The sequence below is a fragment of the Vibrio rotiferianus CAIM 577 = LMG 21460 genome (assembly GCF_002741985.1).
In the GTDB taxonomy this organism is placed as follows: domain Bacteria; phylum Pseudomonadota; class Gammaproteobacteria; order Enterobacterales; family Vibrionaceae; genus Vibrio; species Vibrio rotiferianus.
In genome coordinates this window covers 1-25885 of sequence record NZ_APHW01000010.1, presented here as the reverse complement: position 1 = coordinate 25885, position 25885 = coordinate 1, and the positions used below count along the sequence as shown (strand labels likewise).

General features: G+C 44.6%; 20 protein-coding genes, 2 tRNA genes and 1 other RNA gene. 7 read left to right on the top strand and 16 right to left on the bottom strand.

What is annotated here, in order from left to right; all coding sequences use genetic code 11:
- Positions 1 to 81 precede the first annotated feature (81 nt).
- The 5 genes from udp to B853_RS04665 form a co-directional block, all read right to left on the bottom strand.
- Positions 82 to 840, bottom strand: a complete 759-nt coding sequence (gene udp, locus B853_RS04685) for a uridine phosphorylase (RefSeq protein ID WP_038882758.1) — start codon at positions 838 to 840, stop codon at positions 82 to 84.
- A gap of 306 nt (positions 841 to 1146) precedes the next feature.
- Positions 1147 to 3453, bottom strand: coding sequence for a zinc/cadmium/mercury/lead-transporting ATPase (locus B853_RS04680; RefSeq protein ID WP_038882757.1), 2307 nt, complete (start codon positions 3451 to 3453; stop codon positions 1147 to 1149).
- A gap of 100 nt (positions 3454 to 3553) precedes the next feature.
- Positions 3554 to 5005 carry an MATE family efflux transporter gene (locus B853_RS04675; RefSeq protein WP_038882756.1) on the bottom strand — a complete coding sequence of 484 codons (1452 nt, stop codon included), beginning with the start codon at positions 5003 to 5005 and terminating at the stop codon, positions 3554 to 3556.
- Between the two features lie 115 nt (positions 5006 to 5120).
- On the bottom strand, positions 5121 to 5540 hold the full coding sequence (locus B853_RS04670) for a CBS domain-containing protein (RefSeq protein ID WP_010447101.1): 420 nt from the start codon (positions 5538 to 5540) through the stop codon (positions 5121 to 5123).
- A gap of 342 nt (positions 5541 to 5882) precedes the next feature.
- Complete coding sequence (locus B853_RS04665) at positions 5883 to 7502, bottom strand: NAD(P)/FAD-dependent oxidoreductase (RefSeq protein WP_038882755.1); 1620 nt, start codon at positions 7500 to 7502, stop codon at positions 5883 to 5885.
- Between the two features lie 232 nt (positions 7503 to 7734).
- On the opposite strand from B853_RS04665, the gene fdxA reads away from it, so the two are divergent.
- Positions 7735 to 8058, top strand: coding sequence for a ferredoxin FdxA (gene fdxA, locus B853_RS04660; protein ID WP_005431654.1), 324 nt, complete (start codon positions 7735 to 7737; stop codon positions 8056 to 8058).
- A 242-nt stretch (positions 8059 to 8300) separates the two neighbouring features.
- Here the strand turns inward: fdxA and B853_RS04655 are convergent, their stop codons facing one another.
- The 4 genes from B853_RS04655 to B853_RS04640 all read right to left on the bottom strand — a co-directional run bounded on the left by B853_RS04655 (position 8301) and on the right by B853_RS04640 (position 12307).
- A complete protein-coding gene (locus B853_RS04655; protein WP_038882754.1) occupies positions 8301 to 9035 on the bottom strand; it encodes an RNA methyltransferase in 735 nt (244 codons plus the stop codon).
- Between the two features lie 123 nt (positions 9036 to 9158).
- An RNA gene (gene ffs / locus B853_RS04650) (signal recognition particle sRNA small type) lies at positions 9159 to 9255 on the bottom strand.
- 135 nt (positions 9256 to 9390) lie between these two features.
- Positions 9391 to 11397 (bottom strand): GGDEF domain-containing protein, encoded by a 2007-nt coding sequence (locus B853_RS04645; protein ID WP_038882753.1) that lies wholly within the window; start codon positions 11395 to 11397, stop codon positions 9391 to 9393.
- A gap of 166 nt (positions 11398 to 11563) precedes the next feature.
- Complete coding sequence (locus B853_RS04640) at positions 11564 to 12307, bottom strand: VP0952 family biofilm-associated protein (protein ID WP_010447088.1); 744 nt, start codon at positions 12305 to 12307, stop codon at positions 11564 to 11566.
- 271 nt (positions 12308 to 12578) lie between these two features.
- On the opposite strand from B853_RS04640, the gene B853_RS04635 reads away from it, so the two are divergent.
- A complete protein-coding gene (locus tag B853_RS04635; RefSeq protein ID WP_038882752.1) occupies positions 12579 to 12881 on the top strand; it encodes a DNA base-flipping protein in 303 nt (100 codons plus the stop codon).
- A gap of 31 nt (positions 12882 to 12912) precedes the next feature.
- On the opposite strand, the gene B853_RS04630 is transcribed toward B853_RS04635, so the two are convergent.
- Positions 12913 to 13347, bottom strand: a complete 435-nt coding sequence (locus B853_RS04630; RefSeq protein WP_010447084.1) for a YbaY family lipoprotein — start codon at positions 13345 to 13347, stop codon at positions 12913 to 12915.
- Positions 13348 to 13515: 168 nt separating this feature from the next.
- Between B853_RS04630 and tesB the strand changes: the two genes are divergently transcribed.
- Positions 13516 to 14376, top strand: coding sequence for an acyl-CoA thioesterase II (gene tesB, locus B853_RS04625; protein ID WP_038882751.1), 861 nt, complete (start codon positions 13516 to 13518; stop codon positions 14374 to 14376).
- Between the two features lie 139 nt (positions 14377 to 14515).
- Here the strand turns inward: tesB and B853_RS04620 are convergent, their stop codons facing one another.
- Together B853_RS04620 and B853_RS04615 are read right to left on the bottom strand one after the other, a co-directional pair.
- Positions 14516 to 17461, bottom strand: coding sequence for a cadherin repeat domain-containing protein (locus B853_RS04620; protein ID WP_249027393.1), 2946 nt, complete (start codon positions 17459 to 17461; stop codon positions 14516 to 14518).
- A gap of 388 nt (positions 17462 to 17849) precedes the next feature.
- Positions 17850 to 18320, bottom strand: coding sequence for an Lrp/AsnC family transcriptional regulator (locus B853_RS04615; protein WP_038882749.1), 471 nt, complete (start codon positions 18318 to 18320; stop codon positions 17850 to 17852).
- 145 nt (positions 18321 to 18465) lie between these two features.
- On the opposite strand from B853_RS04615, the gene B853_RS04610 reads away from it, so the two are divergent.
- A complete protein-coding gene (locus tag B853_RS04610) occupies positions 18466 to 19560 on the top strand; it encodes a PLP-dependent cysteine synthase family protein (protein WP_038882747.1) in 1095 nt (364 codons plus the stop codon).
- 74 nt (positions 19561 to 19634) lie between these two features.
- Here the strand turns inward: B853_RS04610 and B853_RS04605 are convergent, their stop codons facing one another.
- Positions 19635 to 19952, bottom strand: a complete 318-nt coding sequence (locus tag B853_RS04605; protein ID WP_005431642.1) for a DUF1244 domain-containing protein — start codon at positions 19950 to 19952, stop codon at positions 19635 to 19637.
- A gap of 133 nt (positions 19953 to 20085) precedes the next feature.
- On the opposite strand from B853_RS04605, the gene B853_RS04600 reads away from it, so the two are divergent.
- On the top strand, positions 20086 to 20661 hold the full coding sequence (locus B853_RS04600) for a porin family protein (RefSeq protein WP_038882746.1): 576 nt from the start codon (positions 20086 to 20088) through the stop codon (positions 20659 to 20661).
- Between the two features lie 57 nt (positions 20662 to 20718).
- Here B853_RS04600 and B853_RS04595 read toward each other — a convergent pair whose 3' ends face one another.
- The 3 genes from B853_RS04595 to B853_RS04585 form a co-directional block, all read right to left on the bottom strand.
- Positions 20719 to 20901 carry a type II secretion system protein gene (locus B853_RS04595; RefSeq protein WP_128826809.1) on the bottom strand — a complete coding sequence of 61 codons (183 nt, stop codon included), beginning with the start codon at positions 20899 to 20901 and terminating at the stop codon, positions 20719 to 20721.
- A 227-nt stretch (positions 20902 to 21128) separates the two neighbouring features.
- On the bottom strand, positions 21129 to 24242 hold the full coding sequence (vmeF, locus tag B853_RS04590; protein WP_038882742.1) for a multidrug efflux RND transporter permease subunit VmeF: 3114 nt from the start codon (positions 24240 to 24242) through the stop codon (positions 21129 to 21131).
- A complete protein-coding gene (locus tag B853_RS04585) occupies positions 24242 to 25348 on the bottom strand; it encodes an efflux RND transporter periplasmic adaptor subunit (RefSeq protein ID WP_038882740.1) in 1107 nt (368 codons plus the stop codon). The genes vmeF and B853_RS04585 overlap by 1 nt, the downstream gene beginning before the upstream one ends.
- A 282-nt stretch (positions 25349 to 25630) precedes the next feature.
- On the opposite strand from B853_RS04585, the gene B853_RS04575 reads away from it, so the two are divergent.
- Both B853_RS04575 and B853_RS04570 read left to right on the top strand, forming a co-directional pair.
- Positions 25631 to 25715, top strand: a tRNA-Tyr gene (locus tag B853_RS04575).
- Between the two features lie 85 nt (positions 25716 to 25800).
- A tRNA-Tyr gene (locus tag B853_RS04570) sits at positions 25801 to 25885 on the top strand.

The following is a 25885-nucleotide window of genomic DNA, read 5'->3' as shown; positions in this document are numbered from 1 at the left end:
ACACAAAACCGACAGATAGAAAAAGCCAGAGGCGAACCTCTGGCTTTTCCCGTTTGTTTAAATGCCAACTAACCGTTGTTATTAAAGCATCTTACGAGCCGCTTCAACTACAACCTTAATTGAGCGAGCTTCCGTTTCTTTCAGAGTTGAATGATCTGGAATCTCTTTTTGTGTACGGTTGATAATTACACCCGCCACACAACCTGCTTTTAGGCCTGAGCTTGCACACATAGTTAGCAGTGTTGCTGACTCCATTTCGAAGTTCAGAACGCCCATGTCCTGCCACTCTTGCATAGAACCTTGGAAACGCTTAACAACACGACCAGAGAAAGTGTCGTAACGTTCTTGACCTGGGTAGAAAGTATCACTTGAAGCTGTCACACCCATGTGTACTGCAGCACCAGATTCTTCTACTGCCGCTTTCATTGCTGTAGCAATGTCAAAATCAGCTACCGCTGGGAACTCCATTGGAGCAAAGTGTAGGCTCGCACCGTCTAGGCGAACAGAACCTGTAGTAACGATCATATCACCTACGTTTACGTGCGGTTGGATCGCGCCTGTAGTACCTACACGTAGGAAAGTACGAACACCAAGTTGCGCTAGCTCTTCTACTGCAATAGAAGTAGATGGGCCACCGATACCTGTAGAACAAACCACAACAGGTTTACCGTCTAGCTCTGCACGGTATAGCGTGTATTCACGGTGACTTGCTAGAAATACAGGGTTTTCCATTTCTTCAGCGATTTTTTGTACGCGTGCTGGGTCACCAGGAATAATTGCTAGAGTTGCACCATTAAGATCAGCTTCAGTAATACCTAAATGGAATACAGCTTGAGACATAAGTCGCTCCTTGTTGTGGCTTATTTTGTAAACAATAAGCTCATTAATAAGTTGTTGGGTACAGATGCACTGTAGCGAACCTTTCACCAACATAGAGTGATCGCAATCACAATGAAACAATGTAATAAAACCACACTTTCAAATAAAAACGGTTTAGATCACACTTTAAGGGACTAAAGATCATTTCGTTGCATAGGAATAAGTGATTTGCCAAACGAAACACACAACAAAGTTGTTTCGATTTAACAGGCATAAAAAAACCTGAGACACTTCTGCCTCAGGTCAGTTTTCATTTCACTTGAATGGTTATTTTACTTGCTTTGATTCAAAACGAAGTAATCTCAGAGCGTTCAAAGTAACAAGAGCTGTTGCTCCACTGTCGGCCAACACAGCTACCCACAAGCCTGTTATACCTAGCAAGCTCGTTACCAAGAACACGCCTTTCAGTCCTAGAGCCAACGCAACGTTCTGACGGATATTATTGAGCGTCGCACGTGATAGTTCGATCATGCCTGCTAGCTCAATCAAACGGTTATGAGTAAGCGCGGCATCAGCCGTTTCGAGTGCAACGTCAGTACCACCACCCATGGCAATACCAATGCTGGAAGCTTTCATCGCTGGGGCGTCATTAATACCATCGCCCACCATCGCAACGGTGTGCTGCGCTGAAATCTCTTCTACGTAGTGCACTTTGTCTGCTGGTAACAAACTCGCTTTGTAATCAAGACCAATTTGGTTCGCAATTGCTTCGGCGCTGCGAGGGTTGTCACCTGTTAGCATCACAGATGAAATACCCAGTTTCTTCAATGCAGCAACGGCTTGTTGAGCGTCTTGACGAAGCGTATCTTGCCAGGCAATCAAACCTATCACTTCCTGATCGTGGCGTGCGATAACCACAGTTTTACCTTGCCCTTCCAACGCCAAGACTTGCTGTTCTACTTGTTGTGAGATTGGGAAGTCGGCTTTCGAAGGTGCAATGACCTGAACCAATTTTCCTTCAACAAGCCCTGTCACACCAGAACCAACCTGCGCGGTTTTGTCTGCAGCTTCAGGAATGTTGATGCCTTGTTCTTGCGCTTTGTTCACCAACGAAATGGCCAGTGGGTGGCTTGAGCCAATCTCAATCGATGCCGTTAAGCGAAGCAGTTGTTCTTCCGTCACATCAAACGGCACCACATCAGTCACTTGTGGTTTACCTTGTGTCAACGTACCCGTTTTATCGAATGCGACTGATTCAACACGACCCAATAGCTCAAGCGCTGCACCACCTTTGATCAGTGCGCCTCGTTTTGCTGCCGCTGCCAAGCCAGAAGTGATCGCCGCTGGCGTAGAGATGACTAACGCACATGGACATGCAATCAACAGCAATGCTAAACCACGGTATACCCACGTTTCCCAAGGTTGAGCAAACAACAATGGTGGTGTAATGATGACTAATAGAGAAACAAGCATCATCAACGGTGTGTACCAACGGCTGAACTTATCGAGGAAGCGTTCAAGTGGCGCTTTACGTGATTCCGCTTCTTCAATCAAATGCAGGATACGGTCAATCGCGTTCTCACCTTGGCGTGAGGTCACTTTCACTTGAACGACTTTATCGACAACCACAGCGCCCGCCATGATTTTACCGCCTTCGTTATGCTCTACCGGAACAGACTCGCCCGTTAACGCACTTTCATCAAAGCTTGCCGCATGAGTCATCAGCAGGCCGTCCGCAGGCATACGACCGCCAGGCGCAACTTCAATCACATCATCCGGCTGTAGCTGTGACGCTGGCACTTCTTGACGTTCACCATCAACAATCAGGGTTGTATTCTCTGGTACGAGATCCATTAATGCTTGAACACCGCTGCGAGCGCGAGATGATGCATATGCTTCTAACTTTTCACCAATAAGGAAAAGCAATAGCACCATCGCCGCTTCCGCGGTTTCACCAAGGTAGAGCGCACCTAACGCCGCTACACTCATTAATGTTTCAATCGCAAATGGCGTACCTGTTCGGGCCAACTTAATGGCTTTCATCGCAACCGGATACAAGCCAAGCAAACAGGTCAAAGTAAACAACCAAGTACTTAGCGTTGGATTGAAATCGGAAATGATGCCAGCAAACGCCATCGCACCTGCAATAGAGAGGATCTGAACATTGTCTTTGATAACGCCCAGCCAACCCTTTTTCTCAGCTTTTGGTTTTGGCGCATCTGTCGAAGTCAGTGGGAAGCCGGTTTGCTGAGAAACTTGCTCGATAACAGGCGCAAGTGCTCGGTTATCAAAATCGACCACTAGCTTTTCTGTCGCGAACAAGACTTTGGCATTTGTGACCCCCTCAACAGAAGAGATGGCCTTCTCTAGCTTTTGCGCACAGGCCGGACAATCCATGCCTGACACTAGCCAACTATGACGAATGGTGGACTCGAGGGGTTCGGCAGGGCCTTCGTCGTCAACAGAATCCGAGCTACAGCTTCCGCCGCTACAACAAGATTCTTCTGAGACAGCAACGGTTGCTTGGGTAATGTTTAGCGTTGGCTTTGCCGGTGCGCAGCATGAGTCACTTGCACCTACTGCCACCGCAGATTTGATTTTGCCTGGTTGGCAACCTTGATGTTTCGTACACATAATTCACTTTCCTTATTGGTGATAAACCTTTATCTACTGCTAAGAATAAACCTTGGAGCCAACTCCAAGGTCAAGTGTATTTATGTTTAATTGACGAAATTTATGCTTTTTCTTCTTCCAAAGCGGTTGCCACTTCATCAATCAATACCGCATCGTGAGAGCAAAAAGGTTGAGTATTGACGCAAGTGATCGCTGGATCGTCTTCTATATCTTCTTCTCCGAAGTTTTGCATCAGGTCTTTAATGTGTTTGTTCAGCACAACTAACGCCAGCAACCCAAACACTATCGTACCCACCGCTTGTCCATATAACACGCCAAGTGCTCCGTACCATTGCGATCCAAAGTAAACGAAAGGCAGAGTGCCAATTGTTGCTTTACCTAAGTTCAATGCCGTGGAATAAAGCGGTTTACCGAGATTATTGAAAGAAGTGTTAGCGACAAACAAAGTCCCATTGAAGACAAACGTAATGGCAATATAGGTACAAAATGCGATAACAATAATCGCAGCATCACCCGTCAGGCTAAACATTGCTACGATGTAATCTTGCAGCAAATAAAGCAAAGCACAGACACCTAGGGTGTAAATCGTGGTCACCAGTAAAGAATCGGTCAGAGTACGCTTAACACGATCCATACGCTCCGCACCAAAGTTCTGCCCAATGATAGGACCAACCGCACCAGAAAGCGCAAAAATCACCGCGAAACAAACTGGCGTTAAGCGCCCAATCACCGCAAACCCTGCGACGAAGTCTTCGCCAAATTGAGCGATATGAGTGGTCACAATTGCATTACCAGTAGGCGTTGCAGTATTGGTAATAATCGCAGGCACAGCAATCGCTAAAATTGGCTTGAGGTTGTTTTTAAAGATATCGAAGTTTGGAAGAGAAACCAGTTTGTGCACTTTGACTAACGGATAAAGAGAGAATGCTAATACGGTGAAACGAGCAATAACTGAAGCCGCAGCAGCCCCTTCCACATTCCATTTAAAAACGAAGATGAACAATGGGTCAAGAATCGCATTAACAATACCACCTGATAAGGTCGCCCACATAGAGCGTTTAGCATCCCCCGCAGCACGTAAACCTGCGCCTGCTGACATACCCAACGCCAGTATCGGCGCACTTGGCAATAGAATGTTAAGATACGCCTCGGCACGTTCCGCAGCCACTCCCTCTGCACCGATTGCAGCTAAGAGTTCAGGGATATGGATGTACATGCCAATAGTGATCACTAAACTGATCATAAAGGCGGTCAGCATAATACTACCGCTCATCAACCTCGCACGATCGAAGTCCTTTGCACCAATAGACTTAGAGACCAAAGCCCCCATCGCAATCGACGTGCCGATAGACGCAGAAGTTGAGAAGAAAATCAGTGTTCCTGCGAAACCAACGGCAGCCGCCAACTCAACCTGCCCCAACATACTGATGAATAGCATATCAAGCAAGTCGACAACAAACAGGGCCATCAATCCTACAGATCCCGCCCCTGACATCACTAAGATGTGACGCATAGTGGAACCTTGGACAAACTTCGCGTCTTGGGTAGACATATTCTTCCTCAACGACAAAAAGACGCCGAGGCGCCTTTCGTCTTAGTTTTACCCTTCAAGTAACACCAAGAGCTGAAGTGAGCATCTTGAGGTAACTGGGGATCTAATTTGGATTTTAAACAGGATGCTGGAAGCACTCGTTTAGAGACTTACCTATCGCTCGAAGTACATCACGTCTTGTAATCACGCCGACCAATTTTTCTTTGTCATCCACTACCGGATACATTTTGGGCTTGCCTATTTTCATCATATCGGCCAACTCAATGATCGACATTTCCGGTGACACAGAAAGTACATCGTCATGCATACACTCTTCAACAGTATGTGTATCCTGACAGTGGTAACTGGCTTTAACGAGTTTGTCTAAAAGGTCTTGCTCAGAAAGGAATCCTACGACTTTCTCGTTTTCGTCAATAACTGGTCCACCTAGAGTAACACTTTGCATCACCTTATCCAAAGCCGCTGTTAGCGACATGTTTTTGGTGAACGTCACCGCTTGCAATGTCATGTAATCTTTAACTTTTAGTGAGTGCATTCTTATCTCCTTAGCGGCACGTTTTTGCTGCCTTTAAGATAAGTGTCGTCTAATTTCTTGATTTTACTAAATGGAAATTAGCAATTTTATCTATAGATTTAGTCTATTGATCTCTATCCGAACTGATACATAAGACAAAACAATAAATACACAGTTGCATATTTATTTACCTCGGGTGCAAAACTCCGTCTGGTGATGAACAGTGAAAATATATAGCGTGCGCAGAGGTCGAGCTAAATCGAATTAATAAAAACTCAAGTTAGAAATAATTAGCTATGCAGTGCAAACAAAAAAGCCAACCTCAAATGAGGCTGGCTTTCGAAGTATTATTACTCGAATAAATTAAGCATTTTCCATCGCTTCAACGATATCACGCGCCACCGCTTCAGCCACTTTAATGCCATCGATACCCGCAGAAAGGATACCACCAGCATAGCCAGCACCTTCACCTGCAGGGAAGAAGCCTTTCAGGTTGATGCTCTGGAAGTCTTTACCACGCTTAATACAAACTGGAGAAGACGTACGCGTCTCAACACCAGTCAGTAGACCGTCTTCAGAAGCAAAGCCTTTGATCTTACGATCGAACGCTGGGATTGCTTCACGAATCGCTTCAATAGCAAACGCAGGTAGCGCTTTTGATAGGTCAGTCAGTTTGATGCCTGGAGTGAATGATGGCTCTACATCGCCCAGCGCACTTGGATCTCGACCTTTCAGGAAGTCACCAATTTTCTGTGCTGGTGCGTCGTAGTTCTCGCCGCCTAGTGCGTAAGCACCCGATTCTAGTTCACGCTGGAAACGGATACCCGCTAGCGGATCACCCGGGTAATCGACTTCTGGAGAGATGCCCACAACGATTGCGCTGTTCGCGTTACGCTCTGCACGAGAGTATTGGCTCATACCGTTGGTTACTACGCGACCTTCTTCAGACGTTGCCGCAACAACCGTACCACCAGGACACATACAGAAACTGTAAACCGTACGGCCATTCTTACAGTGGTGAACCAGTTTGTAGTCTGCCGCGCCAAGAATTGGGTGACCTGCGTTTGGACCAAAACGCGCTTCATCGATCATCGACTGTTTGTGCTCGATACGGAAACCAACAGAGAACGGTTTTGCTTCCATGTAAACGCCACGGTCGTGCAGCATTTCAAACGTATCACGAGCACTATGACCCACCGCTAGTACCACGTGACGAGATTTAATCTCTTCACCATTTGATAGCGTTACGCCTGTGATTTGACCATCTTCCATATGCAGATCGTCAACACGAGTGCTAAAGCGGATCTCACCACCTAGCTCGATGATTTTCGCACGCATCTTTTCGATCATGGTAACCAGTTTAAAGGTACCGATGTGCGGTTTACTTACGTATAGAATTTCTTCTGGTGCGCCAGCTGCTACAAACTCAGTGATCACTTTACGACCGTAGAAGTTTGGATCTTTCACTTGGCTGTAAAGCTTACCATCAGAGAAAGTACCCGCGCCGCCCTCACCAAACTGTACGTTTGATTCTGGGTTTAGTGTGCGCTTACGCCAAAAGCCGAACGTGTCTTTGGTACGTTCACGTACCTCTTTACCACGCTCAACGATGATTGGGTTAAAGCCCATTTGAGCCAAAACCAAACCCGCAAAAAGACCACAAGGACCGAAACCGATCACCACTGGGCGCTCTGTTAGGTTCTCTGGTGCTTTCGCAACAAACTTGTATTCCATATCTGGCGTTTGGCGAACGTGCGGATCTTTTTCAAATTTCGCTAACAACGCTTCTTCATCACCTTCAACGATGATGTCTAGCGTGTAGATAAGATGAATATTGGTTTTCTTACGAGCATCGTAGCCGCGTCTAAAGACATTAAAAGAGATAACTTTCTCAGCAGCAATGCCAAGCTTTTTAGTAATCGCGTCCAATAGCGCGTCTTCCTCATGATCAAGAGGAAGTTTAATTTCATTAATACGAATCATATGATGTCTCGTTATGGTAGGTGTCTTAGCCAAAACCATGCATTTCTCTTCATATTTTTGAGGAGTTCTACAATGGTCAGCTCACAATGGCGCGCATTTTACGAGAAATTGAATTGTCTGTCATACTAAATCCAAGTTGAGCGGCGGAATTAACGTAGCGAATGTTGAATTTTGCCTTGGGATGAGTATTATCCCCATTCTTCAATTTTGACTAACTTAAGAGCTGATTATCATGGCGTTTGTCGTAACCGATAACTGTATCCAATGTAAATACACTGACTGTGTCGCGGTATGCCCTGCTGATGCCTTCCACGAAGGTCCGAACTTTATGGTAATCAACCCGATTGAATGCATCGATTGTGGCTTATGCGTGGATGAATGTGCCGCTGCCGCCATCTTCCAAGAAGACGAGCTACCAGAAGATCAAGTGATCTACAAAGAGCTCAACGCAGAGCTTGCGGAAATCTGGCCAGTACAAACTGAAGTAAAGCCAGCAATGGATGAAGCAGAAAAGTGGAATGGTGTGCCAAACAAGTTGGACATGCTAGAAAAATAAGCCACAAGCAAGAGATCCCCGACTCGGTCGTCCCTCCCTCTCGAGGATGACATTCAAAGGCGGGGTGATCTTTTCGATGGGTAAACACAAGCACCATCAAAATCCTTCGATGATTTACCTAGGATACGTTTAGCAGCAGCACCTAGCTTCCAATTTGACCCCGATTAAAAATAGGCTCGTCATTCCCGATAGCGACGAAGGAGCGCAGTCGGGAATCTCGTTTTTCTGATCGAATGTTTCTTCTAGCTGTGTTGACGACGCATGTTATCCAGAATAATACCTGTCGCCATTGCCACGTTCAGAGACTCTGCACCGCCAAATGCTGGAATAGTAATCTTGTCGGTCACAAATTTAGACGCCGCTTCACGCACACCGTGAGATTCGCTGCCCATCAACAAAATGCCTTCTGCTGAGAATTCCGTCTTGTGCACGCTTTCACCTTCAAGGAAAGCACCATAAACAGGCAAGCTTGCACCTTCTAGGTAGCTTGGTAAATCCACTAGGCTCACTTGCACACGACCAAAGCTGCCCATGGTTGCACTGATGGTTTTTGGGTTGTAAGGATCGGCACAATCTGTACTCGCGATAATGTGCTTGATACCATACCAGTCTGCTACGCGAATGATCGTGCCTAAGTTGCCCGGATCCGAAACGCCATCCAATGCGATCATCAAGCCTTTAGCCTGTGGCACTTTTACATTTGGAATTTCAACTACAGCAATGGCCGCGTTGTTGCTCACCAGCGTGCTTGCTTTGGTTAGATCATCAAGCGACGCTTCAATACACTCGAAGTCGTTTAGTTCTTGGCGATGCAGCTCTAGAAACTCAGCCGTAGCAAAGATTTGCTTTACCGTAAGCGAACTGTTTGCCAATTCCAGTACGTTCTTTTCACCTTGAACCAGAAATAAGCCGTGCGCTTTACGCTGCTTCTTTTGACCCAAAGCACGAAGCAGTTTTAGTTGGTTTTTTGAAATCATGAAAATATCCCAGGTGAAAATGGCATGAACTAGAGCGCCAGATTATAGAATAAAGTGAAATGAACAAAAAGAGACACCGGAAACGAAAAAGCCTCGCTGTTTAAGCGAGGCTTTTAAAGGGTGGGACCCCAGCCACATCCCGGCACACAAGTCACACGCTGCGGCTGCTTCCTTCCGGACCTGACCGAGTTCACGAGCTATTGTTGCGAGAGGACCAGAGCCCCATAATTCTGTTTTGAGAGCGTGTCTCAAATGATGGGAGGATTATTAAGTATCGCCTTTCAGATTGCAAGGGCTAAAGTAACGATTTTTCCCTTTCCCCTACTGTTTGAACAAAAGTCGGTCAATTCAACAATTAAACACGAATCTCATCGGCAGGCTTCGGTCTCGTCTCTTGTCGTGATGCTTGCTTTCTTTGATACATATCTTCATCGGCAAGATGGAGAGCGCTCTCTAGACTCAATGTCTTTTGACGATTCACCGAGCAACCAACAGAAACAGAGATAGGGTGAGCTTCATCTAACGTTCCACCTTGTAGAGTAATAGTTGCCAGCTTTTCTATCGCCAGCTCTAGCTGTGCTTGAGTCGGGTTACCAATAAGAATGAACTCATCTCCTCCAAGACGATAGCTTCTGTCATCCCACAAGGCTTTGATGTCATTTGAGAGCTGTTGCAAAACCATATCTCCCGCTCTGTGACCATATGTATCGTTGATTTGCTTGAAACGATTAATATCTAGGTAGAGGATTGCTAACTCTGGTGAGACTCCCTGGCGAAAACGCAATTGCAATGACCTGCGATTGCGTAACCCTGTTAAATTATCGGTATTGGATTGACGATAAAGGTAAATCGATACACAGATTGCAAATATCAGTACAAATAGGAATACAGCTTGAGTTTGGGTTGCCAACCTTACCTCATATTCTAATGCCGTACGCCAATCTGGCCGTAAATCGTATCGAGCGACAATATTGTCCAAATTCAACATAGATATGGCTCTCGAAAAATATGGCGCCAACAATTCACCTTTAGTGGACTTGGCTAAGCCAACTGAAAGCTGTGATTGATAAAACTCACCAATCGCATTGTCCTGCTCTATGGGCAATAACTCACTTAGACGAAGAAAATGGTTGAGCATCGCAGTATCCATCGCGATATAGTCCACCTCTCGCTCAAGTAGTGCATCGATGAGAGCTTGTTGGTTTTCATATCTTTTCAAACTTTTTAGCGGCAACATCTGGCTCAAAAGATGATCAAAAAAGTCTTCTTTCACCACACCAATACGTTCAGAGATTAGCTGGGAGACATGAGAATAGACATTAGGTTTGTATCCTAGGCGCCTTACCATGACCGAACTTGGCGAATAATGCGGCTGGGTGAAGTAACTAAATGCACGGCGGTCACGGCTTATCGTTAGCGGTGCTATCATGTCTATGTCACCTTGAATGAACTGGCTATACATGCTTTCCCAGCTTTCATCCTTTTGACTCACAATCTCACAATTTAAGTTCAAGATATCGCAGCTTTTGTAGACCACCTCTGCTGTCATTCCCTCTATGGTTCCATCGTCGTTGTAAACCACGTAAGGGAAGATAGGCTCAAGCTTAATGATTATTGGCTGCTTCAAATCAATAGGTAAAGTACTTAACCCTTCCCGTAAAGCGCTCTGACGAAGCTCAAACTGATATTTTGCGACCCTTTCCCTAAGTAATTTTTGTACTTCTTCACTGTGGATATATTCAGAAAAAGCCTCTAGCTCATGTAAATGCAGACCTTTGGGGCTAACAATGGAAACAGGCTTAATAGAGATTTGATCATTAAGTAACTGCGCATCAAACCCATCTACCAACATGGGTTTGAGTTGGTTGATGGCATCGACAACACCATCAACCCTACCACTATTCAGTAGTTCAACGGCTTCATCGTGGCCTTGATAAAACACCTGCTCGATATCCGGATAATAGTGCCTGATAAGCTCTGAGTATATTGTATCCTGAGGCACGCCAACGTTATGAATGTCATCCAAGGTTTTATCTGTGTGACCGAATAGGTAGGTGTATTCGATATTCGTTGGGCGGGAATAACTAAAGCGTTTAGCCCGCTTTTCGGTGAAGGTTATATTGGCGGCAAAGTCACTCTTACCTTCTGCTACAGAATCTAGAATGGCATCAAAGCTAGAGAAATTGACGTATTGTATCGATACATCAAACTCTGCTGAAATCGCATCAAACAAAGCGCGTGTAACAATATCATCCGCTTCTGTAGCAACTTTATATTCTTTCTGATGCACTGACTGAGCAAACAAGAATGGACTGCACTGCAACAAATAAGCAAATACCAGCCCTTTAAAAATCTTAACCATGACCAACTAATTATGTATACGGTTAGTTGGGCCATTCACCCAACAACATGTACTTGACATACCCTGTAAATATGAAAAGCCGAACATATACTATTCGGCTTCATTTTTCATCGATTGATGGAGAGACTGTAGAGAGTATCACTCTTTCTCTTTAAATTTCTGTACGTTACAATTCTGCCTGCTCGTCGCTGCTTCTCAAGATATAGTCTGTCATCCAAGCCGTTCCCAATAAGCAAATCCAGACTACAAACACCGGATTAGGAACATCAATATTCGGGTTAACAACCAACGCAGCAAAGCCTACGGTTGGTAACGTCCAACAAAGTAACTTTCCCCAGCGCATTGAGTTTTTAATCTTAGTCAGCGCTTCCATAGAAGCGAGGATCCCGGTGACACTTAGCGCAACTAATACAGCATAAGGCAAATCCGCCAACCATAATGGCAACAATAACAACAGTGACCACCAGCTATGTTTCTCTGAGGGTTTCCAATGGTTGGCCGCCCACCACATCACGATAACGGCCATCGTTTGAACAACGGTAATCCAAGGAGTCCCATCTAATTTGCCAGCTTGCTGCGTTACCATGATGCCAACTTGTAACGTGAGCACAATGAGACCTGCGGTAAGCAAAACGCCCAGTGAACTACGCCGCGAAAACACGACCATGAGTAATGGGAATAGAATCAACACTCCAATCGACAAAGCAATTGGCTGCATTGATAGCGTCAAGCCATAAACGGTCATTGCTCCTAGAAGTATTAATCCTGCGATACCACCTTGCGGTAGTATCCACAACGCAGGAATCATCAAAGCAAGAACGGGAATGTCTCCTTCGCTCAAACTGATGGCACGAGCGCACACCACGGCAAGAAGAGTCGTAACGAGAAATTGAAGTGTTGAAAAAATCATAGCGCCTCCTGGCTTCCCCAACCAACCTGGTAACTCAACGGCATATCAAACTGGGCCTTCAACGTCGTTGAGCGGGTCTATATAAACTAAGACTGAGCTTGTTTTTGTATTTCCAACTTACTCTTAGAGATCAGCTGCGGCTCACAAAAGAAACAACAAAACACGGTGAAGGAACATGAGCGGCAAATGATGTTAAGGAGCAAGAACTGATAGCGAAGTACAAGTCTTGTGTATTACCATTCCTTGGTAAACAACAGTGGACACTTTCAGTATGGACCAATTTCTAATGCAAATCTTTGCTGTAATTCACCAAATTCCTATTGGACGAGTTTCAACTTACGGCGAGATCGCAAAAATGGCAGGCTATTCTGGTTATGCAAGACACGTAGGTAAAGCATTAGGGAATCTACCAGAAGGCAGCAAACTTCCATGGTTTCGAGTAGTTAATAGCCAAGGAAAGATTTCGTTAAAAGGTCGTGATCTGGAGAGGCAAAAGCAGAAGCTTGAAGCGGAAGGCATTGAAGTGTCTGAGATCGGAAAAGTCTCACTCAAAAAATACAAATGGCAGCCTTAGGCTGCCATTTTACAATCAATTGGACTAACGATTAACGTGTACCCACTAGACGAATATTTGCTTCGTGCGTTTGCTCTGCATCAGTAATAACTGGAATGCTTGTGTCATTGATAAAACGTAGCTTACCGTCCACTTCAATACGTGCACGTAGGCTGTAACGGTGGTTTGGTTTGATATCGTTGCTGTTGTAGCTTAGTTCAAACGATAAAGGTACTTGTTTACCCTCAGTCTCGAATGTCTGTTTCGCAAGAACTTTCGCTGGTGCATCGGCCAAAGACACATCCTCTAGGGCTACGGTTACTACTGCATGAGGAGGAAGCGCGATACGCTCACGATAAGCCACTGTACCCGTAATTGTCTTCATTGATGCCTCAGCCGTTACAGATTCTGTCGTTTGAGAACTTTGGCAACCCACTAGAGCTGCACCAAATAGTAAAGAAGTAACAAGTAGTAGTGATTTTTTCATATATTCCTCAATAGGTGTATAAATTCGAAGCAAGTATAATCTTAGACTATTAAACTGTCTGCTATACCGAGCATTATTTGACAATAGTTTGACTAAGTTAGAAATTACCAAACAATTGATTTTGTTTCATAATTGAAGCAATCAAAAATCTTAAGTTGAGGAGAGAGCATGAGTAAACCACTAAAAGAGTTGCTGAGTCTATTACAGCTCGAAAAGTTAGAAGAGGGTTTATTCCGCGGTCAAAGTGAAAACTTAGGACTACCGCAAGTCTATGGTGGACAAGTTATCGGACAAGCCTTATCAGCAGCCCGCTATACCGTTGAAGAAGCTCGCACGGTACACTCATTCCATAGCTACTTCCTTTATCCTGGAGATCCAGAAAAGCCGATCATCTATGACGTCGAGAACCTTCGTGATGGTCGTAGCTTTAGTACTCGTCGAGTTAAAGCCATTCAAAATGGTCGCCCGATTTTCTACCTGACTGCGTCTTACCATGGTGACGCACCTGGGTTTGATCACCAAAACACCATGCCCGACATTCCTGGGCCGGAAAATTTCCCTTCCGAAACGGAGCTAGCAAGCCACATTGCCGAGTTCTTACCAGAGCGGCTACGTAAAACGTTCTGTGGCGAGAAACCCATTGAAACCCGCCCAGTTAACATAGTTAACCCACTAAAACCCAAAAAAATAGAGCCGAAACAGTATCTGTGGATTCGAGCCAATGGTGAGATGCCTGACAATCAATTGATCCACCAATATCTGTTGGCGTACGCATCGGATTGGGGCTTCTTGACCACTGCACTTCACCCACACGAAGTGTCACTGATGACCCCCAACTTCCAAGTCGCTACAATTGACCATTCAATCTGGTTCCACCGTCCATTTAAGATGGACGATTGGTTGTTGTATGTAATTGAAAGTCCAACAGCGAGCAACACTCGCGGTTTAGTTCGTGGCGAGATATACAACCAACAAGGTCACCTAGTTGCAACAGCAGTACAAGAAGGCGTAATGCGCTTTACTAAATAACGAATACGTAAATTAAAAAAGGGGAGTGCGCTGCACTCCCCTTTTTTAATTCACTTTATAATTCATTTGAATAACACCCCACTCATAGAGTGATTTATGCCATCCGTACTTGGAGATCCCATAAACAACGTCAGGATCCTCATAAGCCCCCCCCAAAATCATCCGCTCGAAACTTACGAGCGCCCTTACGGTAATAAACTAATGGGCTATCGATTTTATAGGTTTCTCCATCGTTCAATTGGCTATCATCAATCACCAAAAACCTTGTCAGACGCAGGGTTCTACCGGTTTTGCAATAACCATCATCTAGATAACTGATCGCTTGAAACGGTTTAACATTATCTTCGTCTAGTAATGACAAGCAGTCATCAATACGAGCAATATGCATCCACATACCTTTTGGTGATGCTTCAGGGTTATCGATTGATTTCATTTGCAGCAAAACGACCTTTCCTTTGCCGTAGGAAGCTATCTCACCATCCGTAGGTTCTCTTACTCCACGCACACCCATGAGACCAAATTCGGAATCTTGCAGATTCGCAAACTCTGGCGCACTTAAAGTACTAACGACTACCGTTTGACCACCAGTTAACGTGTATTCACGATCAGCATCAGACTTGTCAAGAGTAACTGGTATGGAGATAGTTTTGTCGCTCATAGCCTTATAGTCTTCAGACTCTGCTTCAGAGACCTTCAATTTGATAGAATGAGCGGGTGAATATTCGTTCAAAGTGACAACGCCGGTTTGAGCATTCAATGTAGCCAGTTCTTGGCTGATCGTATTCTCAAACGCATAACTACGCACCCCAATAGCAGGACCTAGCTCAAGAGTAATAGCCTTAAACGGCTCAAAATTAACAGGCTGCGATGTACTCGATAACCCAGGGTGATCGGCTTTCGTAATAGAGCCATTAACAGATAGCGTTTTGGTTTTGTAGTTTCTCGCAGAAAGAGTCGCTTCGAGTTTATAGCTACCCGCATGAAGAACTGATACTTCACCCGTGTTTTTTGACTCCAGAGTAACGACAGGCCTAGTCTGGCTAAGCAACCTATAGCTCGTCTCAATATCTACAGCTGATACTTCTGGTACCACTTTCTTACCGTGTTGGAAATCTACCGTTGGGTATTTGATATCAACAGGGTTGTCTGCTTGAGTAATATTCACCGCAAAGCTACCATGACCTGGGTCATATTGGGCGCTACCAGTATCGGAGACTACTACCATTGTGCTGCCAGCGTTTAAGATTCGCATTTCTCCCGAATGAACGTCGACTGATACGACATCTTCATCTTCACCTTCGGCAATCTTATAAGATACTTCGCCGACTGTTCCTGTGATCTTTGGTAGAGACAAATATGGTTTGTTCGGCCTCCACACAGCATCGATTTTTGAATCTACATGGATTCGGCTAGGCGCATTTAAAATGTTGATCTTCACCTCTTGCTCTGGACCTGCCGTATAGTTTGTACTCTCAGCTCTCCTTAAAACAAGAGTTGTTCTGCCCGAACGGTATACATGGATCAGTCCTCGAGCAATCTCATTTGCTACCTCTGGGTTCGAGTTACTCAACACTTCAACGTGATCAAATGTTTTGTAAGCCTCAAAGTCACGCTCTAAGGTTAGTTGTAAATCCTTGCTGTAAACTTCTTCATAGTTGTGAACAGACAACTTCTCGCCCACAGCCTTAGCAACATCTATATCAACACTAAACCTAGCTGGCTGATATTCACTTCCACCGTTATCTTCAAGAGTGAGCAAATAATGCCCGGCCTGATCAACTGCAATTTCATCATTAACCAAGCGTAAGCCACTAGGTAACTGTTCAACCAAACTAATCTGGCCTTTCTGCCCCGGAAACTCCAATGGAATTCTCAGGTCTGGATGATAAATGAGTTTCAATTCGACGTTTTCGATACGAGAATTTAATGCTCGTTTAACTTCTACATCAAATGTAGTTTTGCTGCTTGGATAGTTTCTTAGACTACTCTCACGCACTTCCACTTGAGCCTGACCTACACCAAGGATTTTGAGTTTCTTACCATCTTCGCTGACTGTGATTGCATCTTCACCACTCAGCACACGGTAAGAAAGGGCTCCTCGCGCATGAGAGACATTCGGATATACAAAACCATTTTCCGCATAAGTTACTGCAATGTTGCTCACCTGAAGTGGTTCACGCTTACCTTGAAGCACATCTACGGTAAAGTAAGCAGTCTGTTGTTTATGATCGTAGGAATCTGAATAGTTGGCAACAGCTTCAATAGTCACACGCCCGGTATTACGCGCCAGAATCAAACCAGTTTCAGAGTTCAAAATTTTTGCTACATTATCATCAGGATAGCTATCTACAATTCGAAATGAGACACTATCAAGGTCTGTTGTGTCTAATCGCTTTGGCTCTAATGTAACCCCTTCACGATACTCAGTTTCTAATCTAGCATACTGAAGTTGATCTGCGCTGATTTCATGAACAATCACGCGTGCGTGAATGGTTTTAGGTTGGTAAAAATCATTACCACTATCAGCAACAATTACAGTAGCAATACCTGCTGGACCGACTGGCTGAACTGAACCTTTTTGATCTACACGAATAAGGTACTCATCTCCGGAAGCTACCGAGAATGTAAGGTCACCTTTCTGACCTCGCACAGTTAGCGAGTTATCACCTCTTTCTGTCGGGTTTATGTGTAAATCATTTACCATAAGCTCGGTGTTCGCACCTCTTTCTACTGTCAACGTAAACACCGACTCAGATTGCTCATAATAAGAGCTGGAATCCACTGCTTTTACAGTAGCTGTTCCTGGGCGCAGCACTTGAAGCTGATCGTATTCATCAATCACGATTACATTAGGAGGAGTCGAATCTAAAATTTGATATGTAATCGTCCCATGAACATTACGTAAAATGGCATGAGTTACGGTTCCAGGACCATTGAAAGTCAGCGAGGAATCTTCGCTTTCCAATGCTGGGCGAACCTGTTTGGTGACACTAGCAACAGGCGGTACTGATGGTGGTGAAGTATCTCCACCACCGCACCCCGATAAAGCAGCAATAAAGCAAGCAGTTAAAAAGTAATTTTTCATTTTTTGTAATAATTAGTTACATCCCAAGGTGCGGCGATAATAATACGATGTTTTATTCATCAACAGCCTTTTATTCGATGCACAAATAATTGAAAAACCGATGAAATATCCCACAAAGATCAATAACGTCGCCCAAAATACAGAGTTTTTCACAAAGCAAACGCTTGCCTAGCTGCATTAGAAAAACCAAACATACAAAATACTAGTTAAGTACTCAGAGACTTTTCTTATGATCTCTCAAAAATAAGACAAAAACAGTCGTGATATGTCGATTTTTTGTGGATTTTTCATCTGTTTAAATGGACTTTCATTACCAATGATACGGAGAGTAAATATCAGTAGTCTCAACTTGTGGTAGGTAAAGCCATTTCCCAAAACTTGCAGAAGGTTACAAGCTAATACTTATCGGCAGTTCCGTAGTGTACTTAATCGGCTCCATTGCAAAGGTTGAGGTGACATTGGATAAACCTTTCACGCTGTTGACCAATCGCTTGTAGAACTCATCAAAGCGCTTCATGTCTTTTACGACAACTTTCATCATATAGTCGTATTCCCCAGCCATCCGATAGAACTCCATGACTTCAGGGAAATCACTTACGGTGGTTACAAAGTGGTGATACCACCCTTCTGAATGGTCGCTAGTCTTAAGTTGCACAAATGCAATAAAAGATAAATCCAGCTTCTCTGCACTAAGCAATGCAACGCGCTTCTCGATATAACCTTCGTCTTCCAGCTTTTTCAAACGCTTCCAACAAGGAGTGGTGGTCAGGTTCACTCGCTCAGCCAAGTCATTTAAAGACAAGGTTCCGTCGTTTTGGAGTAAAGAAAGTAACTGTTTGTCGATTTTGTCTAAGCTCATTCCTAGCTATTTCCTGATTTAGAGAAAACTTTTCTACCAAAGGTGAATAACAAAACAATAATAGCAAAGTTTTTCTCTAGGGTTATAGGTAGATTATCCCTATAGACAAAAACAACTACCCTACAGAATTTCGAGGAGTCACGTTATGTGTACTGACCACAACTGGATCAACAATGCTGTACGCAAAATCGAAGCAGACTTTCAACGCTCAGCAGATACTCACCTATTCAAATTAGATCTACCTTCTTTGGAAGGTATCGACATCTATCTAAAAGATGAAAGCACGCACCCAACCGGTTCATTGAAGCACCGTTTGGCTCGTTCACTATTCCTTTATGCGATTTGTAATGGTTGGGTCGGTCCAGAAACCACGGTGATTGAAGCGTCATCAGGCAGTACAGCAGTTTCTGAAGCGTACTTCGCGCGTCTTCTAGGCTTACCATTTATTGCGGTGATGCCAAAAACCACTGCACGTAAGAAAATTGAACAAATTGAATTCTACGGTGGTAAAGCACACTTGGTTGACCGTTCAGACCAAATTTATGATGAGTCTCGTCGTCTAGCGAAAGAGCTAAACGGTCACTACATGGACCAATTTACTTACGCTGAGCGTGCAACAGACTGGCGTGGTAACAACAACATCGCGAACTCTATCTTTAGCCAAATGCAATTAGAAGATCATCCAATCCCAAGCTGGGTTGTGATGAGCCCAGGTACAGGTGGTACGTCTGCAACGATTGGTCGATTCATTCGTTACCAAAAATACGACACAAAACTGTGTGTAGTTGATCCTGATAACTCTGTGTTCTACGACTACTTCCAATCTGGCAACGCGGACATCAAGGGCGAAAACGGCAGCAAGATCGAAGGTATCGGTCGTCCACGTGTTGAGCCGAGCTTTATCGCTGGCGTTGTAGACGAAATGCGCAAAATCCCTGATGCAGCAAGTGTTGCAACGGCGCATTGGCTATCTGGCTTGATCGGTCGTAAAGTGGGTGCATCGACAGGTACTAACCTATATGGCGTACTTCAGCTAGCGTGTGAAATGAAGCAACGTGGTGAGACTGGTTCTATCGTGACACTACTTTGTGATTCAGGTGAACGTTACCTAGACACTTACTACAACACTGAGTGGGTAAAAGAAAACATCGGTGACATTCAACCTTACCTTGCACAGCTTGAAATTATTCAGTCGAAAGGCTGCGTTGAGCCAGCATGCTGCGGTCCAATCACTGAATAAAATCAGACTTCACATACTAAAACAGCCCGCTCATTCAGCGGGCTGTTTTTTTATTATCTTTGCACTAAGAAGCGTTACTTTTTCTGACGTGCCTCAAATGCAGCCAACTGCTCTGGTGTTGCTTTAGGTTGGTGGTTTTGTTTCCACTCATCGTAAGTCATGCCGTAAACACGCTCACGAGCATCATCGATGTCGATATCCACACCAAGGTCTTCCGCTTCTGCCTTGTACCATTTGCTGAAACAGTTACGACAGAAACCAGCAAGGATCATTAGATCGATGTTTTGCACGTCTTTGTTTGCATCCAAATGCGCTAATAGACGGCGAAACGTCGCTGCGTCCAGTTTGTCTTGCTCTTCTTGGGTCAGATTTTTGTATTTGAATTCAGCCACTTTACTTTCCTTTATTTTTAGAATTGAGATCACTGCTAGTTGACTAACCGTCTATTCAGGCTGTTAATATACCCAACCTCTATCTCATTGATTAAACTCAACTGCTAGTACCACCAAAGGTTATAGTCATATTATGAAAAATGCCATCTTCTTGCTGTCTACAATCGCATTAAGCGCTTCTGCTTATGCAGCTCAACCAAAAGATCAAGACATGTACTTCTACTTAGGTAGCGGTAATATTGGTTACGAAACGCCTAAATTTGGCAGCAATACCGAAAGCGAACTTGCAAACCCGCATATCACTATCGGTTGGGGTAAGAATATCAATGAGTACTTTTCAGTAGAAGGTGTCGTACGTTACACACAAAGTGAACTGAAATTCCAACCAACCAGTGAAAAAATCAATCTACACTACTACCAATTTGGTGTGTCAGGTTTAGCTACTTCACCTTACCTTGGCGATACTCCATTTAAACTATTCGGTCGTGCTAGCGCACTACTAACTCAAGCTGAGATGTATATCGAATCACTCGATAACGTTGATGATAATTCCGGCGTGATGTTCAACGTAGGCGGTGGTTTACAATGGGATATTGACCAAAACTTTTGGCTAAAAGCAGAATACATATACGGCTTTGCTGATGTGGAACTGGATGATTTTTACGACAAGTATGACGGTTTTCAAATCAGTATTGGCAAGAACTTCTGATTTAAAATTCTGCAAAGAAAACCAAAGCCGAGGCATATGACCTCGGCTTTCTTTATTCTAAAGAACTATCTCATCGTGCTTTTGATCGACATGGACACGATGCTCAACAGATTGCAACGTTTTCTCACTTTTTGCTTTTAGAACGTTGGCAAACTGAGGTAAAACGGTTGTCGCAAACAATACAACCATCCCCATTACCGCAACCATTTCAATCAAATAACTACCACGACACTTTTTCAAGAAACACCTCATACCATCATTAGTACAGCATCATTCCTTGCGCATGCAGCACCCAAAAAAGACCAAACGCTCAGCCAAACACGATGAGCGAATCCAGTGCCCCTCGAAGAAGTGACGAAAGAATAACCAACAATTATCATCAGATCTATAAATAGTCAGACGAAAAACACAAAAAAGCCGAACGAAAAACGTTCGGCTTTTAATTTCAAAATCTTAGCGAGAATAACCTACGGATGCGCAATACGCCCTTTTGTATCGTGACTCAGTGCTTTGTTCAATTCAGCCTCGACATGACCAGGTGATCGAGTCTTCGCAGAAATCAATCGGTACATCGCAGGAATAACGAACAGGGTAACTAACGTCGCGAAGCCCATGCCGAAGAAGATAACCGTACCAACGGCCACACGACTTTCGTAGCCAGCTCCTGTAGACATAATCAAAGGGATTGCACCAGCAAGCGTCGTGAATGCCGTCATCATGATCGGACGAAGGCGGCGCGCAGCCGCATCAATAATCGCTTTTTCAAACTCAATGCCACGGTCACGCAGCTGGTTAGCAAACTCAACGATCAAAATACCATTCTTGGTTACCATACCGATCAACATGATCATGCCGATCTGGCTGTAGATATTCATCCCTTGGCTCATCACAACTAAGCCAAGGAAGCCGCCAAATACCCCCATAGGTACAGTGAACATTACCACCAGTGGGTTAACGAAGCTTTCGAACTGCGCTGCCAGTACTAGGTATGCCACCAGCAATGCCAAGGCAAACACAACAGCAACACTGGCTTGGTTCTCTTTAAAGTCTTTTGACTCTCCCGAGTAACTTACTGAGATATCACCTGGTAGGTTATCAATCGCCTGTTGATCTAAGAAGTCGAGTGCTTCGCCTAAGGTGTAGCCTTCCGATAAGTTTGCAGTAATAGTGATCGACTTCTGTTTGTTGTAATGAGACAAACGAATTGATGCCGCGACTTCTTCTACCTTAGTAACGGTATCTAGAGTCACCAGTTCACCACTGTTAGTTCGCAAGTAGATCTGGCTTAAATCAGCCGCGTTGTTGAAGCTGTTTTCGTCACCACGTAGGTAAACATCATACTCCTCACCACGGTCAACATAGGTAGTTTCACTTTTACCACCCAGCATAATCTCCAAAGTATCTGAAATGTCTTTTACGCTAACGCCTAATTCTGCGGCACGGCGCGTATCAACCGATACAAGGAGCTCAGGCGTTTTCTCCGAATAGTCGATCTCTGCACCTTCCATCAGCGGGGATTCTTCGGCCTTGTTCTTCAGCATTTCCGCCCAGACTAAAAGCTCATCGTAGTCCGAACCACCTAATACAAACTGCACAGGTTCACTCGATCCACCGCGAAAGCCCGGCATGAATGGGAACACACGCACATCTGGAATGCCCGCCAGTGATTTACGTACTTGATTCAAGGCATCTTGAGCGGTGACATCACGCTCATTCCAGTCTTCCAGAATCATGATCACGAAACCCGTTTGGTCACCAGCTTGCCCACCAAATGCCGGCGTTTGGATGCTGAATGATTTCAGGAAACCTTGGCCTAAAAGTGGCATCAAACGATCTTCTACAATGTCCATGTTAGCCGACATACGGTTGTAAGAAGTCGCATCCGCGCCACGAACAAAAGCAAAGATAACACCACGATCTTCTTGTGGGGTTAACTGTGCTGGTACTTGATTCATTAAGAAGTAACTGCCGCCCATACAAGCAAGGATAACCAAAGGAGCTGCCCAACGAATCTTTAACGCTCCTTTAAGAGCAGCACGATAGCCGGCCTCTAGCTTAGCAAACAACTTATCAACCACTTGATTGAATCGGTTTGGTTTTACGTTCGCTTTTAGAATTTGACTGCCCAGCACTGGTGTCAGTGTTAGTGCAATCAACGAAGAGAAGATCACCGACATTGCCAGCAATACTGAAAACTCGGTAAATAGCAAACCAACCATGCCATCCATAAAGGAAATCGGTAGGAACACCATCACCAGAACTAGCGTAGTTGCGATAACCGCAAAACCTACTTCTCGGGTACCTTTATACGCTGCCAATAGAGGAGATTCACCACGCTCAATATGGTGGAAGATGTTCTCTACGACAACGATCGCATCATCCACTACCAGACCGATAGACAGGATAAGCGCCATTAAGGTAATCAGGTTGATAGAGAAACCAAAGTAATAAGCGGCTATAAAGGAAGAAATAAGCGAGACTGGTACCGTTACAGCAGGGATCAACGTCGCACGAGCCTGACCGATAAAGATGTACAGCACCAGAATAACCAGGCCACCGGTAATAAAGAGCGTACTGTATACCTCTGCAATAGAACGCTCGATAAATACCGTTGCGTCATAGTCAATCGCAAGACGAGTACCATCCGGCAAGAACTTCTGAATCTTATCGACTTCTGAGCGAACAGCTTTCGCCACTTCTAATGGGTTCGCATCTGATTGAGGGACAACGCCCAAACTGATGTTTACGACACCATCACTTTTAAAGGTCGAGTTCTCGTTCTCTGCACCGATGAAGACATCTGCTACATCTTTTAAGTAAATTGGCGTGTTGTCGCTTGCACGTTTTACGACCAGATATTGAAAATCTTCTGGCGTGTTGTAAGTACGAGCGGTTCGCACTGACATAACAGTGGAATCGTTACGTACTTCACCACCTGGACTTTCCAAGTTCTCACTACGAAGTGCTGACGTAATATCTGAGGCGATCACCGAGCGCCCCGCCATCAAATCTGGTTTTAGTTTCACGTACATGACTTTGTACAAACCACCAGAAAGATCGATAGAACTTACGCCCGAGATAAGACTAAACCGATCCATGAGTACGCGCTCGGCATAATCCGTTAGCTGTGTACGGTCCATCTCAGAAGAACTAAGGTTAATATAGAGGGAAGCTTCACTAGAGCCATTGTTTTTGTACACCACAGGGTCGTCAGCTTCATCTGGCAACGAGCGCTGAGCACGAGCAACCGCATCACGAACGTCACTTACCCCCGTATTGAGGTCATAACCTAACTCAAAAGTAATAGTGATACGCGACATACTGTTACGCGTCGTCGAACTGATTTCGTCTATACCACTGATACCCGAAAGTTGGTCTTCCAACACTGAGGTAATTTGACTCTCGATAATGGTTGCTGAAGCACCTTCGTAACGTGTACTGATCGAGACCACTGGGCTTTCGATGTCTGGCATTTCACGTACTGCAAGCTTGGTAAACGACACAAAGCCGAATACACATAGCAGCATGCTCAATACCAGCGCGGCAACGGGGCGTTTTACGGAAACGTCAGAAAGTAACATTAATTTGCTTCCTTAGCCGCTTTGCCTTGCGAGCCTTTCACACCTTGCTCACCGCTTGCATCAGCGGTTTTCACTTTGCCAGGTGCAACGATCTCTTTTACTTCTACGCCATCGCGCATGTTCACAATACCTTGCACGACGATCTTGTCACCGATCTCAACACCAGATTCAATCACAACTTCGTTGTCGACACGTGCACCCAAGAGTACTTCTTGACGCTTCGCTTTGTTGTCTTCATCAATAACGTACACGAAACGCTTAGTACCTGAGTATTCCAGTGCTTGAACAGGGATAATTGGCGCTTCAATAGCAGGGAATGCCAAAGACGCATTCATCAACATACCTGGTTTAAGGTGGTTTTCAGGATTGTCGAATTCAATACGAATACGAAGGTTCAAAGTTTCAGCACTGATACGAGTATCAATGCCTGTTACTTTACCGACAAAGCCCATACCGCTCCACGCGCTGGTGGTCGCACCGACCTCCATACCAACCGACAGCATAGAAAGGTAGCGCTCTGGAACTTGCAGATCCAACTCCATTACCGATAGGTCATCCAAAGTCAGTAACTCAGAACCTGCACTGACCATTTTTCCTCGACTGAAATCAATAAAGCCAACCGTACCGGCAAAAGGAGCTGCAATATGAAGATCCGCTAAGTTGGCTTTTGCAGCATCAAGGCGCGCTTCTGCAATCTCTACACTGGCTTTTTGTGCATCAATTTCTGTTTGAGTGATCGCATTACGTTTCACCAAACGCTGAAATTCTTTTAACTTACGTTGCTCATCCTTTAAGTAAGCTTTTGCTTCTACTAAAGCCGCTTGTGCTTTATCGTCATTTAATAGAATAAGCAATTGGTCTTGCTGAACGTTTTGATTGGCTTTAACGGCGATCTGTTTCACCTTGCCAGCAACCTCTGAAGCAACAATGACTGATTCCGCAGCTTCAAGCTTGCCGATTAACGATAAAGACTGATTGATTTCATGCGTTTCTACTTGTTCAGTAACAACTGTTACTGCTGACGGTCCACGCTTTGCTGCGAAAGCTGCGGGTGAGGCCATCAATATAGAAAGCGTCAAAATGGATAAAGTGGCTTTCATGCTCATAATCGTAACTACTAAAGAATAAATGGATATTACTTGACTGCATACAGTTTATCAGTAGATACGTTGTATAACGTCAAGTAGTGTAAATTCCGGTAAATAGTAAGTTTCCTTTTTGTTTAAAGGACATACAAAACGCTGACTTTCTGCCATCTTTGCCCAAAAAGGCAGCATTCAACGTAAAAACGTAAGAAAAACGCTTTACAGCCGGAGCGAGTTTGCTATGATGCGCTCCGCACTTGAGAGATGTGTTGGGAAAAGAAATCTTAAGTATAAAAATACCCTGGAGGGGTTCCCGAGTGGCCAAAGGGAGCAGACTGTAAATCTGCCGGCACTGCCTTCGATGGTTCGAATCCGTCCCCCTCCACCATATTCTTTCTTGTGTTTATCCTTTGAACATGAGAACAACTTGGAAGGTAGGTTGGGAAACTAACATCTAAGTATAAAAATACCCTGGAGGGGTTCCCGAGTGGCCAAAGGGAGCAGACTGTAAATCTGCCGGCACTGCCTTCGATGGTTCGAATCCGTCCCCCTCCACCA

Excerpts from the sequence above, each read along its gene's own strand:
- udp (WP_038882758.1), bottom strand. The coding sequence starts at position 840 with ATGTCTCAAGCTGTATTCCATTTAGGTATTACTGAAGCTGATCTTAAT.
- B853_RS04680 (WP_038882757.1), bottom strand. The coding sequence starts at position 3,453 with ATGTGTACGAAACATCAAGGTTGCCAACCAGGCAAAATCAAATCTGCG.
- B853_RS04675 (WP_038882756.1), bottom strand. The coding sequence starts at position 5,005 with ATGTCTACCCAAGACGCGAAGTTTGTCCAAGGTTCCACTATGCGTCAC.
- B853_RS04670 (WP_010447101.1), bottom strand. The coding sequence starts at position 5,540 with ATGCACTCACTAAAAGTTAAAGATTACATGACATTGCAAGCGGTGACG.
- B853_RS04665 (WP_038882755.1), bottom strand. The coding sequence starts at position 7,502 with ATGATTCGTATTAATGAAATTAAACTTCCTCTTGATCATGAGGAAGAC.
- fdxA (WP_005431654.1), top strand. The coding sequence starts at position 7,735 with ATGGCGTTTGTCGTAACCGATAACTGTATCCAATGTAAATACACTGAC.
- B853_RS04655 (WP_038882754.1), bottom strand. The coding sequence starts at position 9,035 with ATGATTTCAAAAAACCAACTAAAACTGCTTCGTGCTTTGGGTCAAAAG.
- B853_RS04645 (WP_038882753.1), bottom strand. The coding sequence starts at position 11,397 with ATGGTTAAGATTTTTAAAGGGCTGGTATTTGCTTATTTGTTGCAGTGC.
- B853_RS04640 (WP_010447088.1), bottom strand. The coding sequence starts at position 12,307 with ATGATTTTTTCAACACTTCAATTTCTCGTTACGACTCTTCTTGCCGTG.
- B853_RS04635 (WP_038882752.1), top strand. The coding sequence starts at position 12,579 with ATGGACCAATTTCTAATGCAAATCTTTGCTGTAATTCACCAAATTCCT.
- B853_RS04630 (WP_010447084.1), bottom strand. The coding sequence starts at position 13,347 with ATGAAAAAATCACTACTACTTGTTACTTCTTTACTATTTGGTGCAGCT.
- tesB (WP_038882751.1), top strand. The coding sequence starts at position 13,516 with ATGAGTAAACCACTAAAAGAGTTGCTGAGTCTATTACAGCTCGAAAAG.
- B853_RS04620 (WP_249027393.1), bottom strand. The coding sequence starts at position 17,461 with ATGAAAAATTACTTTTTAACTGCTTGCTTTATTGCTGCTTTATCGGGG.
- B853_RS04615 (WP_038882749.1), bottom strand. The coding sequence starts at position 18,320 with ATGAGCTTAGACAAAATCGACAAACAGTTACTTTCTTTACTCCAAAAC.
- B853_RS04610 (WP_038882747.1), top strand. The coding sequence starts at position 18,466 with ATGTGTACTGACCACAACTGGATCAACAATGCTGTACGCAAAATCGAA.
- B853_RS04600 (WP_038882746.1), top strand. The coding sequence starts at position 20,086 with ATGAAAAATGCCATCTTCTTGCTGTCTACAATCGCATTAAGCGCTTCT.
- vmeF (WP_038882742.1), bottom strand. The coding sequence starts at position 24,242 with ATGTTACTTTCTGACGTTTCCGTAAAACGCCCCGTTGCCGCGCTGGTA.
- B853_RS04585 (WP_038882740.1), bottom strand. The coding sequence starts at position 25,348 with ATGAGCATGAAAGCCACTTTATCCATTTTGACGCTTTCTATATTGATG.